Source organism: Streptosporangium sp. NPDC023963, assembly GCF_040639135.1.
Taxonomy (GTDB): Bacteria; Actinomycetota; Actinomycetes; order Streptosporangiales; family Streptosporangiaceae; genus Streptosporangium.
In genome coordinates, this window is sequence record NZ_JBEZZK010000001.1 from 1,017,147 (window position 1) to 1,030,960 (window position 13,814).

The 13,814-nt window shown below is 71.3% G+C and carries 12 protein-coding genes; 3 read left to right on the forward strand and 9 right to left on the reverse strand.

Annotated elements, in window-relative coordinates:
• Positions 1-52: 52 nt before the first annotated feature.
• From AB0F88_RS04285 to sucC, 6 genes are all read right to left on the reverse strand, one after another.
• Complete coding sequence (locus AB0F88_RS04285) at positions 53-1,597, reverse strand: aldehyde dehydrogenase family protein (protein WP_362677197.1); 1,545 nt, start codon at positions 1,595-1,597, stop codon at positions 53-55.
• Positions 1,598-1,626: 29 nt separating this feature from the next.
• Complete coding sequence (gene gcl / locus AB0F88_RS04290; RefSeq protein ID WP_362677199.1) at positions 1,627-3,357, reverse strand: glyoxylate carboligase; 1,731 nt, start codon at positions 3,355-3,357, stop codon at positions 1,627-1,629.
• Positions 3,354-4,223: a 2-hydroxy-3-oxopropionate reductase gene (locus AB0F88_RS04295; protein WP_362677201.1), complete on the reverse strand. Its 870-nt coding sequence runs from the start codon at positions 4,221-4,223 to the stop codon at positions 3,354-3,356. The genes gcl and AB0F88_RS04295 overlap by 4 nt, the downstream gene beginning before the upstream one ends.
• Positions 4,224-4,364: 141 nt before the next feature.
• Entirely contained in the window at positions 4,365-5,150 is a 786-nt protein-coding gene (locus AB0F88_RS04300; RefSeq protein WP_362677203.1) for a TIM barrel protein, read from the reverse strand.
• On the reverse strand, positions 5,147-6,115 hold the full coding sequence (gene sucD, locus AB0F88_RS04305; RefSeq protein WP_362677205.1) for a succinate--CoA ligase subunit alpha: 969 nt from the start codon (positions 6,113-6,115) through the stop codon (positions 5,147-5,149). Before sucD ends, AB0F88_RS04300 begins: the two co-directional genes overlap by 4 nt.
• 169 nt (positions 6,116-6,284) lie before the next feature.
• Complete coding sequence (gene sucC / locus AB0F88_RS04310; protein WP_362677207.1) at positions 6,285-7,448, reverse strand: ADP-forming succinate--CoA ligase subunit beta; 1,164 nt, start codon at positions 7,446-7,448, stop codon at positions 6,285-6,287.
• 99 nt (positions 7,449-7,547) lie between these two features.
• Here sucC and AB0F88_RS04315 point away from each other — a divergent pair, with 99 nt between their 5' ends.
• The 3 genes from AB0F88_RS04315 to AB0F88_RS04325 all read left to right on the forward strand — a co-directional run bounded on the left by AB0F88_RS04315 (position 7,548) and on the right by AB0F88_RS04325 (position 10,644).
• Positions 7,548-8,870: an MFS transporter gene (locus tag AB0F88_RS04315; RefSeq protein WP_362677209.1), complete on the forward strand. Its 1,323-nt coding sequence runs from the start codon at positions 7,548-7,550 to the stop codon at positions 8,868-8,870.
• Between the two features lie 127 nt (positions 8,871-8,997).
• Positions 8,998-9,747: a GntR family transcriptional regulator gene (locus tag AB0F88_RS04320; protein ID WP_362677211.1), complete on the forward strand. Its 750-nt coding sequence runs from the start codon at positions 8,998-9,000 to the stop codon at positions 9,745-9,747.
• Between the two features lie 708 nt (positions 9,748-10,455).
• On the forward strand, positions 10,456-10,644 hold the full coding sequence (locus AB0F88_RS04325) for a hypothetical protein (RefSeq protein ID WP_362677213.1): 189 nt from the start codon (positions 10,456-10,458) through the stop codon (positions 10,642-10,644).
• 55 nt (positions 10,645-10,699) lie between these two features.
• On the opposite strand, the gene AB0F88_RS04330 is transcribed toward AB0F88_RS04325, so the two are convergent.
• The 3 genes from AB0F88_RS04330 to AB0F88_RS04340 are packed head-to-tail and all read right to left on the reverse strand — an operon-like array spanning position 10,700 to position 13,716.
• Positions 10,700-11,785 carry a TerC family protein gene (locus AB0F88_RS04330; RefSeq protein WP_362677215.1) on the reverse strand — a complete coding sequence of 362 codons (1,086 nt, stop codon included), beginning with the start codon at positions 11,783-11,785 and terminating at the stop codon, positions 10,700-10,702.
• Positions 11,782-12,297 carry a hypothetical protein gene (locus AB0F88_RS04335; protein WP_362677217.1) on the reverse strand — a complete coding sequence of 172 codons (516 nt, stop codon included), beginning with the start codon at positions 12,295-12,297 and terminating at the stop codon, positions 11,782-11,784. Before AB0F88_RS04335 ends, AB0F88_RS04330 begins: the two co-directional genes overlap by 4 nt.
• A 15-nt stretch (positions 12,298-12,312) precedes the next feature.
• Positions 12,313-13,716, reverse strand: a complete 1,404-nt coding sequence (locus AB0F88_RS04340; RefSeq protein ID WP_362677219.1) for an Nramp family divalent metal transporter — start codon at positions 13,714-13,716, stop codon at positions 12,313-12,315.
• Between the last annotated feature and the right edge of the window lie 98 nt (positions 13,717-13,814).

Sequence of the window (13,814 nt, forward strand, 5' to 3'; positions counted from 1 at the left end):
CACCCTCCCGGTGTCATGTGGGCGGGCGGGACGCCTTCTCAGGGACGCCTTCTCAGCGGGACGTGGGCAGGAGGGTGTAACCGGGGAAGTTTCCCGGCAGGCGCTCGGTGTCGGGCCCCTGGGTGACGGCCCGGACGAGCAGTTCGCCGCCGACGAAGGCACCCCGCCAGGAGGCGCCGAGTCCGCCGAACAGCTCCTCCCTGTCGCCGCGCGAGCGGGGCGCGTTGATCCCCACCTTGAACGCCCGCACCTCCGGGGCCAGCCGCCTGACGGTCTCCTCGTCGTCGCAGGAGACCGTGGCGACCAGCGCGCCGTTGCTGGCGTTCATCGCGGCCAGCAGCTCGGCCTCGGTGTCGACCAGCACGACGGTGTCGACCGGCCCGAAGGGTTCGGCGTGGAAGAGCGGGGACGATCGCGGCGGGCCGAGGATGGCGACGGGCGCCAGGTAGCCCGAGGTGTCCTGGCCTGGCAGGAACAGCCCGTCGTCGAGGGAGCCCCGGTAGAGGGGGACCCCGCCCTTGGCCACCGCCTCGTCCACCTGGTCGGCGAGCTCCTTGACCTTGGCGTTGGTGATCAGCGGGCCGAAGTCGAGGTCGGGCGGCGGGTCGTCGGGCCCCTGCACGGCCAGCGGGTGGCCGAAGCGCACCGACCGGACCGCCGGCAGGTAGGCGGCCAGGAAGTCGTGGAACAGCGAGCGCTGCACCACGAAGCGCGGGTAGGCCGTGCAGCGCTGCTTGGCGTAGTCGAAGCTCTTGCGGATCTGCCCGGTCAGCAGCTCCCAGTTGCCGTACTCCCACACCCCCCAGCAGTTGAGCCCTTCCTGCTCCAGGACGTGCCGGTGGCCGAGGTCGGCGAGCGAGGTGGCCACCTGCCCGCCCGCGTCGCGCCCGCCGACGAAGGAGACGCAGCCCAGTTCCTTGCCGCGCACCAGCGCCGGGGAGAGCTCGGCGCCTCCTCCGCTGACGAGGGTGAACGGCAGCCCCTCCTGGGCGGCGAGCGCGGTCGCGAGGGTGAGGCAGGCGAGCCCGCCGTCGGTGGGCGCCTTGGCGATGACCGCGTTGCCCGCGAGGGCCTGCACGAGCATGGCGTGCATCAGCACGCTCATCGGGTAGTTCCAGCTGGCGATGTTGCTGACCGGGCCGGCCAGGGGGACGCGGCCGGCGACCATCCGGTCGATCTCGCCGACGTACCAGTGCACCCCCTCGATGCACCGGTCGACGTCGGCCGCGGCGAGCTTCCAGGGCTTGCCGATCTCCCAGACCAGCAGCAGGGTCAGCAGGTCGCGGTGGGCGGTCATCGCCTCCAGTGCCGCCGTGACGCGGGCCTTGCGCTCGGCGAGCGGCACGTGGCGCCAGAGGCGGTGCTCGTCGAGACCGGCCCGTACCGCGCGCAGGGCGGTGGCCCTGTCGAGGCGGGGCGGCCCGGCGATGGCGGTGCCGTCCACCGGCGAGGCGGCCGGCTCCGGACGTCCGTCGCGCTGCCAGAAGCCGCCCCAGTGGTTGAGCACCCGGTCGTCGTGGAAGGCCTGGGGCGCCGCCGCCACGCACCGGTCGTAGGCGTCGGACCAGGCCGACCCCGGCTTGAGTATGAGTGACATGGGTGGTCTCCTCGGTTGGACCGGCCGATTCAGTCGGACCAGTCGATGGCCAGGGCGAGCTCCTGCTCGGGCAGCGGCTCGAACTCCTTGATCGCGTCGAGTGCGGGGCCCATGGCCGCGTTGGCCTCTCTCTCGACCATGACCTCGACCAGCACCGGGAGCTGCAGGCGGTCCGACTCCGCGCTCGCCCAGGCCAGCGCGTCGCCGATCTCGCCGGGCAGCTCGACGCGCCGGGCCGGGCAGCCGAACGCCTCCATGAGCTTCACGTGATCGACACCGCCCTCGCCGTAGTGGAGGTCGACGGCGTAGTTCATGTCGTAGGGGATCTCGGCCTGGCGGATCAGCCCGAGATACTCGTTGTTGATCATCACGATGACGAACGGGATGCGGTACTGGGCGGCGACCGCGATCTCCTCCATCAGGAACTGGAAGGAGTAGTCGCCCGCCACGGCCACCACCTGCCGCTCCGGGTAGGCGCACTTGACGCCCATCGCGGCGGGCACCTCCCAGCCCAGTGGCCCGGCCTGCCCGCAGACGAGGTAGCGGCGCGGGAGGTAGGTCTTCTGGAACTGCCCCGACCAGATCTGGTAGAGGCCGATCGCGGTGACGAACGTCGTGTCGGGCCCGTAGAAGTCGTTCAGCTCCCGGAAGACCCGCGGCGGCTTGATCGGCACGTCGTCGAAGTCGTCGCGCCGCAGCAGCGTGCCGCGCAGCTCGGTGACCCGCGCGGGCCACCGTCCGGGACGGCGGGCCTCGGTACGGTGGCCCGCCTCCTTCGCCAGAGCCGCCAGCGTGGGCCGGGCGTGGCCGACCACGCCCAGGTCGGGCTCGAAGACCTTGCCGATCTGGGTGGGCTCGATGTCGACGTGGATGAACTTGCGTCCCCGGCGGTAGGTGTCGAGGTCGCCGGTGTGCCGGTCGCCGAACCTGGCGCCCACCGCCAGCACCAGGTCGCTCTCCAGCAGCGCCGCGTTGCCCCAGCGCGTCTGGGTCTGGATGCCCGCCATGCCGGCGAACAGGGGGTGGTCCTCGGGGAAGGCCCCCTTGCCCATCAGCGTCACCTGGACGGGAACCTGCAGGTGCTCGGCGAGCGCGCGCAGCTCGGCGGCGGCGTCGGCGATGACCACCCCGCCGCCGGCCAGGATGAGGGGCCGCCGGGCGCCCATGAGCATGTCGATCGCCGCCCGGACCGCCGGGGCCGTGGGCTGCGGGACATCGACGGGAAGCGGGGTGTCGATCTCCGCGTCGTACAGGCAGGTGCCGCGCTGCACGTCGATCGGCAGGTCGATCAGGACGGGGCCCGGCCGGCCGGACCTGGCGATCCTGAAGGCCTCCCTGAACACCCACGGGGCCTGGGCCGGCTCTTTCAGCTGGACCGCCCACTTGGTGACGGGCTTGGCGATCTCCACGATGTCGACCGCCTGGAACGCCTCCTGGTGGAGTTTGTCGCGCGCCGCCTGCCCGGTGATGCAGATCATGGGGATGGAGTCGGCGAGGGCGGTGTAGAGGCCAGTGATCATGTTGGTGCCGGCCGGGCCCGAGGTGCCGATGCAGACGCCGACGTTGCCGGTGACCCGGGCCCAGCCGTCGGCGGCGTGCGTGCCGCCCTCCTCGTGGCGGACGGTGACGTTGCGTATGTCGCTGTGCTGGAGCGCCGCGTAGAGCGGGAGGATCGCCGCGCCCGGGATGCCGAAGACGGTGTCGACGCCTTCGGACTCCAGGACGGCCACCACGGCCTCCATGCAGGGAATCCGCTTCACTGGTTGATCCTTTCGATCACCTTGAGCAGGGCGGAGTGGTCGAGGGAGCCGTGCCCCTGGGCACGGGCCGCGGCGACGAGCTGGGCGACCAGCCCGGTGAGCGGGAGCGAGACGCCCGCCTCCCGCGCCGCGGCGACGGCGATGCCCATGTCCTTGTGGTGCAGGTCGATCCGGAACCCCGGCGTGAACTCGCGCCTGATCATGGAGTGCCGCTTGAGGTCGAGGATGCGGGAGCCCGCCAGCCCGCCGGCCAGGACGTCGAGCCCGCCGGCGGGGTCGACCCCCGAGGCTTCGAGCAGCACGATCGCCTCGGCGACCAGGCCGTAGATGCCCCCGACGACGAGCTGGTTGGCGGCCTTCACGGTCTGTCCCGCCCCGGCGGGACCCACGTGCACGATCGTCGTGCCGACGACCGCCAGGAGCGGGCGTACGGCCGCGAAGTCGGCGGCGGCGCCACCGACCATGATCGAGAGGGTGCCGTCGACCGCGCCGCGCTCGCCGCCGCTCACCGGGGCGTCCAGTGCCCTGATGCCCTTGACGGCCGCGGCCTGCGCGACCCTGCGGGAGGTCTCGGGCCGCACGGTGCTCATGTCGATGTGGATCAGACCCCGCCTGCCCTGCTGGAGCAGCCCGTCGTCGCCGAAGGTCACCTCCTCCACCTGGGGCGAGTCGGGCAACATGGTGATCACGACCTCAGCCTGCGCGACGGCCTCCGCCACGCTGCCCGCGGACTTGCCGCCGGCCACGGCGAGGGCGTCCATCCGCTCGGCGCTCATGTCGTAGCCGACGACGGTGTGCCCGGCCCTGACCAGGTTCGCCGCCATCGGACTGCCCATGATCCCCAGGCCGATGAATCCGATGTTCATGAGCGGCTCACCGCTCCTCCCTCGCTCAGCGTTCATCGAATACCTCCAAGGTGGAGATCCCGGGCCTCGGCCCGGGGGTGGGGGCGCGGCCGGTCACCGCGCGCGATCCGGTGGTGTGCCGTGTGCGGCCCGTGCGGGAGGTCAAGCGTCCCTCCAGCCGAAGCTCTCGGCGCTGGGGCCGGTGGGGCGGTACTCGAGCCCGACGTGGCCCCGGTATCCCGAGGTCTCCAGGCGCTCGAGGATCCGGTCGTACGGCATGGCGCCGGAGCCCGGCTGCCCCCGGCCGGGGGCGTCGGCGATCTGGACGTGGCCGAACCGGTGGACGCTCGTGTCGATGAGGGTGAGCACGTCCTCGCCCATCCGGTGCAGGTGGTAGAGGTCGGCGAGGAAGGCCACGTTGCCCGCGTCCACCTGGTCGATCACCTCGAAGGCCGCGTCCGAGGAGGTGATCGGGTAGTCGGGGCTCTCGTAGGAGTTGAGCGCCTCGACCACGACCGTGGCGCCGACCCCGGCCGCCGCCCTCGCCGCCAGGGACAGGTTGGACAGCGCCAGCTCGCGCTGGGCCTGCGGGGGCAGCCCCGCCACGCTGTTGCCGTAGAGGGCGTTGAGCACCCGGCAGCCGAGCGTTCCGGCCAGGCCCGCCGCGACCTCGACGTTGGCCTGGAACCTGGCCGAGCCGTCGGGCCGCGACAGCAGGCCCCGCTCCCCCGCCGCCATGTCCCCGGCGTCGAAGTTGAGGCCGACCAGGCGCACCCCGGCCTCCTCGATCGCCCGTCGCAGGGCGTCGATCTCGCGGTCGGCCGGGCAGGGGACGGCGAAGGGCCACCAGAGCTCGACCGCGTCGAAGCCCGCCTTGGCCGCCGCGGCGGGGCGCTCCAGCAGCGGCAGCTCGGTGAAGAGGATGGAGAGGTTGACGTCGAACTTCACGACGCCTCCCCCACTCCCAGGGAGACCTTCGCGGGCGGCGCCGACGGCACCGCCGGCCCGGACGGCGCGGCCGTCGTGCCCAGCGCGGCCAGTGCCGACCGCATCAGGCGGGCGGTCTCGCTCGGGGTCCTGCCGACGCGGACGCCGACCTTCTCCAGGGCGTCCTTCTTGGCCTGGGCGGTGCCGGCCGAGCCGGACACGATCGCGCCCGCGTGGCCCATGGTCTTGCCCTCCGGAGCGGTGAAGCCCGCCACGTAGGCGACGACCGGCTTGGTGACGTGCTGCTCGATGTAGGCGGCCGCGCGCTCCTCGGCGTCGCCGCCGATCTCGCCGATCATCACGATCGCGTCGGTGCCCGGGTCGTCCTGGAAGGCCTGCAGCGCGTCGATGTGGGTGGTGCCGATCACCGGGTCGCCGCCGATGCCGACCGCGGTGGAGAACCCGATGTCGCGCAGCTCGTACATGAGCTGGTAGGTCAGCGTGCCCGACTTCGAGACCAGGCCGATGCGGCCCGCGCTGGTGATGTCGGCCGGGATGATCCCCGCGTTGGAGGCGCCGGGGCTGATCAGCCCCGGGCAGTTGGGCCCGATGATCCGGGTCCTGCCGCCCACCGCCCGGGCGTGCGCCCAGAAGGCCAGCGTGTCGTGGACGGGGATGCCCTCGGTGATGACCACGCAGAGGCCGATCCCCGCGTCGACGGCCTCGATGACCGCGGCCTTGGCGAACCTCGGCGGCACGAAGACCACCGAGACGTCCGCCCCCGTCCGGGTGATCGCCTCGGTGACCGTGCCGAACACCGGCACGCTCCGCTCGGCGAAGTCGACCGTGCCGCCGCCCTTGCCGGGCGTGACACCGGCGACCACGTCGGTGCCCGACGCGAGCATCCTGGCGGTGTGCCGTCTCCCCTCCGCGCCGGTCATGCCCTGCACGACCACCTTGCTGTGGCCTGTCAAGAAGATCGCCATGCTTGCCGCTCCCTCTCCGTGCTCGCGTGCCCTCCGTGGGCGGGACCGGCGGGCTCGCCGTGTCCGGTGGGTCCGGTGGGTCCGGTGGGTCCGGTGGGTCCATTGGGTCCGATTGGTCCGGTGGGACCGGTGCGTTCGATGAGTCCGGTGGGTCCGGTGGTGGGCCCGCTCATGCCGCGGCGAGCCTGGCCGCCTCTTCGGCGGCGCCGTCCATGGTGGTGACCTGGCGGATCGCGGGGTGTCCGGCCTCGGTGAGGATCCGGCGGCCCTCCTCGGCGTTGTTGCCGTCGAGCCTCACGACGATGGGGCGGCTCAGGCCGCGGTCGCCGAGCAGCCCGAGCGCGGAGACGATGCCGTCGGCCACCGCGTCGCAGGCGGTGATGCCGCCGAAGACGTTGACGAGGACCGACCTGACGTCGGGGTCGGAGAGGATGATCTCCAGGCTGTTCGCCATGACCTGCGCGGACGCCCCGCCGCCGATGTCGAGGAAGTTGGCCGGGCGGACCCCGCCGAAGCGCTCCCCGGCCTGGGCGACGACGTCGAGGGTGCTCATCACCAGCCCCGCGCCGTTGCCGACGACCCCGACGCGGCCGTCGAGCTTGACGTAGTTGAGGCCCTTGGCCCTGGCCCTCGCCTCGAGGCCGCCGTCGCCGGGCCCGGCGGTCAGGGCCGCGTGCTCGTGGCGGAAGGCCGCGCCCTCGTCGAGGCTGACCTTGCCGTCGAGGGCGAGGATCGTGCTCCCCGCCGTCCACACCAGGGGGTTGACCTCGACCAGCAGGGCGTCCTCCTCCACCATGACCTGCCAGAGGCGGACCAGCACCTCTGCCACCGCGCCCTGGAGGTCGGGGGGGAAGCCCGCCCGGGTCACCAGCTCGCGCGCGGCGCTCTCGTCGATCCCGGTCAGGGGGTCGATCGGCATCTTGACCAGTGCCTCGGGCCTGGTCGCGGCCACCTCCTCGATGTCCATGCCGCCGTGGACGGACGCCATGGCGAGGAAGCACCTGTTGGCCCGGTCGACGAGGTAGGCCACGTAATACTCCTCGACCGGGACCGTGGCCGTCTCCACGAGCACGGTCTCGGCGATGTGGCCCTTGATGTCCATGCCGAGGATGTGCCGGGCCTCCTGCTCGGCGGAGTCGGGGCCGGGGGCGGGCCGCACGCCCCCGGCCTTGCCCCGGCCGCCGGTCTTCACCTGAGCCTTGATGACCACCGGGCCGCCGAGGCCGGCCGCGATCGCGCGGGCGTCCTCGGGAGTGGCCACGACCTCGCCGGTGGGGACGGGGACCCCGTGCCGCGCGAAGAGCTTCTTCGCCTCGTATTCGAACAGGTCCACGCGACCTCCCTGGATACGGTTCTTGTAGACGGTATACCGTATGGAAATCTAGCCGTCCAGGCCTCGACAGGGACTCCGGCGACGGATATTCCATACGGTATGGAGAAGACGCAGCTCGTACGAGACTGGCGGGGACGCGATTACCTCGTCGGCGACACCCCGCAGGATCTGATCAACCGTCCCCGGTCGTGGATGTTCTGGCTCCCCTGGGCCGCCATGGCCTCCATCGGCGCCATGCAGTACGGCTACGCGGCGGCGGTGCCCGCCCTGGCGCAGGCGCGCGGCTGGCCGCTCGCCTCGGCCCTGGCACCGCTGGCCGTCTGGATCATCTGCCAGGCCGCCGTCGCCCTGCCCACCGTCCTGCTGCTGCGGCGCGGAGCGCTCGGGATCCGCGTCGCGCTGTGGGCCGGCGCGCCGCTCAGCGCCGCGGCGCTGCTCACCACGGCCTTCGCCCGCGACCTCCCCGCGGTCCTCGCCGGTTACGCCCTGCTCGGCGGCGTGGGAGCCGGCCTGGTGTACGGCGCGTGCACCGAGGCGGTCGCCCGCTGGTACCCCGAGCGCCCGGCCGCGAAGGTGGGCTTCATCACCGGCGCCTTCGCCTACGGCACGGCCCCGCTCGCGGTGGCGGCCGGCCTCTACGGGGCCGCGGGGGGCACGGGGAACACGGGGAGCGCGCTCCAGCCGCTGTTCGCCGTGGCGGCGGCCGTCGCCCTGGTCGCGGTGGGCCTGGCGGCGACCTTCGTCCGCCTGCCGCCGCCGCACTGGTGGCCCGCCCACATCGACCCGCGCGCCTGGGCCGACGACCGGATCGCGCTGCGCAGGGAGCCTCGGGCCGTACGCCAGTTCTCCCTGAGCCAGGCGCTGCGGACGGGCTCGCTCCCCACCCTGGTGACGATCCTGGTCTGCGCGGGGGCGGTCTCCATCTTCGACGTGGTCGCGCTGGCGACCTTCGGCGGCCTCTTCCCCTGGGCGGCGGTGGCCCTGCTCCTGGTGCTCAACGGCGTGGGGCGCGCCTGCGCCATGCTCGCCGCCGAGGTGACCGGGCGGGGGCGCACGCTCAGCGCCGTGCTGGCCCTGCTCTGCCTGGGGCAGCTGCTGCTGGCCTGGGGGACGGTGACCGGATCGGCCGTCATGATCCTGGTGGCGACGGTGCCCGCAGGCCTGGGCGGGGGCGCGTTCTACCCGCTCATCGCCAGCCTGGTCCGCGAGTACTTCGGCGAGAGGCACACCGCCTCGATCCACGGCGTGGTCTACAGCGCGAAGGCGGTCGCCGGGCTCGTCGGGGTCGGCCTCGCCGCTCTGGCCCTGACCTCTTCCGGCCACGCCGCGGCGTTCTTCCTGGCCGCGGGCCTGGTGCTGGCCGCCACCGCCCTCAGCGCCACACTGCGCCAGCCCGGCCATCCGGTCACGCTTCCCGGATGAGCGATGATGTGATCAGGCTCACCACGGACACCCTGCCCGAAACTGTATACTGTAGGCAGTCGACAACAGACAATGGGCTGGCCGGACGCGGGGCCGCCATATTTTCTCATCCTGGAGCTGAAGAGACATGGTGCGGTCGGAACTGGCGAACTCGGGAGCGGCGCCCAAGATCCCGCGCCCGACCACTCTCCGGGAGAGCGTTTTCGAGGCGATCCTGGAACTCATCGTGAACGGGAGCCTCAGCCCCGGCCAGCACCTCGCGGAAAGCGAGCTCGCCGAGCTGCTCGGCGTGTCACGCCAGCCGGTCCGCGAGGCGCTGCAGATGCTCAGCGGCGAGGGCTGGGTCGATCTCCGTCCCGGCCACGGGGCTTTCGTCCACGCGCCGACCGTGCAGGAGGCCGACCAGCTGCTCGCCGTACGCGCCCTGCTGGAGACCGAGTCGGCGCGGCTGGCCGCGCTCAACTCGGACGCCGCGGGCGTGGCCCGGCTGCGCGAGGTGTGCGCGCGCGGGCTCCGGGCCCTGGAGGCGGACGACATCGACACCTCGGTGGCGGCCAACTCCGAGTTGCACGCGCTGGTCACCGAGCTGTCCGGCAACGCGGTGCTGGCCGAGCTGGCCTCGCAGGTCTCCCGCCGCGTGCGGTGGTATCACACGCCGGTGGCCCGCCAGCGCGGCCGGGACTCCTGGGAGGAGCACGACCAGCTGATCAACGCCATCGAGGCGCGTGACGAGATCAGGGCCGCGGAGATCATGCGCGACCACACCGAGCACACCCGCTCCTCCTACCTGGAGCAGCGAGCCTCGGAGCCCGTCGAGCCGGAGGAGCCCGCACCCGCCGCCCGCCGCCGGCGCCCGCGCTCACTCAGCGCGAGCTGACCCTCCGTCCCCTCACTGTCCCCTCGCCGTCCCCTCGGCGCGCGCCGGCCCTCCCGGGCCGGCGCGAGCCGATCACGGCTCCTTCCCCTCCCGCTCGCGCCGGATCGATCCGGCGCGAGCCCTCCCCTCCCGTGCGGGTCCGGCGCCGGCTCGGTCCGGTGCGGGCCGATCACCGGCAACCCGCTCGCGCCCCGCTCCGGCACGAGACAAGCTCGCGTGTCCCGGTCCGGGGAGGCACACACCTGTCCCGGTCCGGGAAAGCACACACGTGTCCCGGTCCGGAAAAGCACACGCGGAGCGGCACACACGGGGAAAGCACGTCAGAAAAGGCGCGTCCTGAGAAGAACATCCGAGGAAGCGCGTCCGGGGAAGCGCGGAAGAACCCGTGCGAACCGGCACTTGAACCCCTTGCGTACCGGTATCGAAGATCGAATAAGCCCGCACCGGATAATCCAGCGGATCGGCACCCGCTAATCCGCGCGGATCGGCACCCGTTTTCCCATGCCGGCCGGCACCCGCCGGTCCGTGCCGACGGGTGCGGAAAAGCGCGGTCACCCCGCGCGGACCGGCACGGGCCCCAGCCTCTCCCGGGCTGTTCCCGCGCGGTCCGAGCAGCTCACGGGCCAGTTGACACAGAATTCACGGTTCGCCCGTTTGAGTGAAACACCCAGGGCAGATACTTGACGAAAGAATTGGTGGTGATGATCGATGAGAGCGTTTCTCAACAGGTTCCGCTTTCTCACCTCCGCACCGGCGGGCTATTCCGCCGACGGCAGGATGATGGGAATCGGCCTCGCGACGGCCATGCGGAAGTACGGTTCGGCGGAGAACGCCGAGCGCCATCTGCGTCGCTGGGCGACCGAGCAGCGGACCGACGGGATCGACGTTCCCAAATGAGCGAGCGGGAGGTCCCCACCGGGGAGACCACCCGCTCGCGACGGCCGGCCGCGCCTCAGCCGTCCGCGTGCGCCTCGCTCCGCCTCGCGGCGGGGTCGGCGGGGTCGAGGGCGTCGGAGGAACCGGGAGGGTCGGCCACCGGGTCCGCGGAACCGGCGGCCGGATTCTCCGCGGAGCCGTTCTGGTCCGCCGGGGTGCGGCCGCGGTCGCTTCTCGACTTGAGGAGGCTGGCCACGGTGGTGACGGCCAGCGTGCCGACGATGACTCCGAGGGAGACCAGGATGGGGATCTCCGGGGCCCAGGAGACGCCGTCGTGGTGGAGTGCCTCGAAGATGAGCTTGACGCCGATGAAGGCCAGGACGATCGACAGGCCCTTGCTGAGATAGACCAGGCGGTCGAGCAACCCGCCGATCAGGAAGAACAGCTGCCGCAGCCCCATCAGCGCGAAGGCGTTGGCGGTGAACACCAGGTAGGGCTCCTTGGTCAGCCCGAAGATGGCCGGGATGGAGTCGAGGGCGAACAACAGGTCCGTGGTCCCGATCGCCACCATCACGATCAGCATCGGGGTGACGGCACGGCGGCCGTCGACCATCACGGAGAGCGACGAGCCGTGGTATTTCTCCGTGGTGGGAACGACCCGCCTGACCGTGCGCAGCGCGATGTTCTCGGAGAACTCCGCCTCCTCCTCCTCATGACCGATGAGCTTCCACGCGGTGTAGATGAGGAAGGCGCCGAAGATGTAGAAGAGCCAGTCGAAGCGGGTCACGGCCTCCGCCCCGGCGGCGATGAAGATGCCGCGCATGACGAGTGCCAGGACGATGCCGATCAGGAGCACCTTCTGCCGGTAGCGGTCCGGCACCGAGAAGCGGCTCATGATCAGCAGGAAGACGAACAGGTTGTCGACGCTGAGGGAGTACTCGGTGATCCAGCCGGCGAAGAACTCGCCGCCGTACGACGGCCCCGTGACCACCAGCAATCCCACGCCGAAGGCGATGGCGAGCGACACGTAGAAGATCACCCAGAACGTGCACTCGCGGAACGTGGGCTTTCGCGGATTGCGCGCCACGAGGTAGAAGTCGATGGCGAGCACGAGGCCGAACCCGGCGATCGTGACCAGCCACACCCAGGTGGGAATGTTCAACGCGCTCCTTTCCGTGCGCGGCGGCGTTCCTTGGCGAGCCACAGCGCCTCAGCGTGCTCGACGTAGGCGGCGAACAGCTCGCGCGCCCGCGGATTGCGCTCTCTCAGGCGCATCAACCAGTGGGGCATGAGCCTCTCGTGCAACCAGACGAAGCCGATCGCGAAGCCGAGGCTCACCATGGCCTGGTAGGCCAGGAATCCCGCCACCCCGCCGGCCAGGCTGACCTGGCCGAAGACGGCCAGGCCGGTGACCGTCTCCTGGAACAGCCGGGCCAGGGGGAAGCCCGCCAGCCAGTACAGACCCGCGGGGGCGAACAGCCCCGGTCTGAACAGGTTCTGGCCGAGCAGGATGGAGTATCCGGCCCCGAGGAGGCCCAAGGGGAGGGCCAGCGTCACCGCGGAGATCGCGGCCCAGCCGGCGGGCTGCCCTGCGAGCAGGGTCAGCCCCCCGGCCATGGCGCCGGCGACGGCTCCGATCAGCGCCCCGGGGAGGGCGAGTTCAGCTTGTCGCATAGGCACGGTGTCAGCTCACAGGACCACGCCGTAGGCGAACAGACTGTAGAGCAGCATCCCCAGGTAGAAGACCGCCCCGAAGCCGATGATCAGGTTGGTCCAGATCTTCGGCCGGATCGGTTTGGGCAACATGCGGTTGTTCACCAGCAGGAGCGTCACGCAGTAGGCGCCCATGGCGAACGTGGACAGGAACGCCAGCGTGTCGAGGATCCCGCTCGGGCCGTCGGCCGGGCCGAACAGCAGGATCAGGATACCGAACGCGATGACGCCCCACAGGAAGCCGGCGTACAGGCGGGACATGCCGAACTTCTTCGCACCGCGCACGAAGTGGAAGCTCATGTCCGCCTGGCCCCTGGAGAAGGAGTCGAACAGGCCCAGCGTGGCGTTGAGCCCGATCAGCGCGATGAATCCGAGGAAGACGACGCCCAGCACCGAGCTGCCGGCCGAGGCGAAGGAGTCGGCCATCGCGTACAGCGCCGCCTCCCGCTCCCCGGACTCGATCACGGTACGGACGTTGGGGGTGTTCCTCGTCGCCGCCTGGGCGATCACGGTGAAGGAGATGGTGACCAGCATCGTGATGCCCCAGAAGAGCAGGAGCGCGTCGAAGGTGACCCAGCGCCGCCACCCCTTCCACTTGCGCATCTCCTCGGGGTTGTTCGTGTCGAACATGAAGCCGCGCGAGGGCATGGCCTCTTCCTCGCCGGCGTGCCGGAGACCGCGGACGGCCGGGATGTGGGCACCCATTCCGGCGCCGGAGTCACGCAGGTGCAGGGTGTACCACATCTGCTGCATTCCGGACGGCCCGGCGAAGGCGATCGCTCCCACGATCACCGGGAACCAGGCCGGCGACATCGCCTGCTCCGGCAGGTAGCCGAAGGCGAACATCCCGGTGACCGTGCTCACCACGTCGCCCCAGGTGCCGACCATGGCCGCCACCACGGCGGTCCCGACGACGAGCGTGCCGATCAGGATCGACAGCACGTTCTCCAGCAGGTTGTAGATCACCTTCGCCAGGCTGAAGACGACGCCGACGAGTATCAGGCCCGCGACGGCCGTGATCACCCATGGAATGCCGGTGATCTGCTCGAAGGCGGCGGCCCCCGCGGACAGATGACCCGGCCAGATGTAGACGAGGATCGCGACGACGAAGAAGAACCACATCAGGGGCTTGAAGACCCGGGCGGCGCCGAAGAAGATGCTCTCCCCCGTCGCCATGGCGTAGCGGGCCATCTCCAGCATGACCACGGCCTGGAGAGTGACGCCGATGAGGAACAGCCACCGGATCTCCGGTCCGAACAGCAGGACCAGCCGAGGCCACATGTACGACTCGCCCATGCCCACGCCGAGCGCGACGAGGAACACCGTCGGCCCGAGGATGTGGATCGACGGGGGAGCGTCGGGCAGGGTGCGTATGGGCATCGGCTCCAGCCCGCCCGCCCGCCATACTTTTTCTTCCTGGCCGGATGCGGCGGCGGCTTCGCCGGGCTCCGCTGCAGCCGGTGTTCTCGATGTGTCCA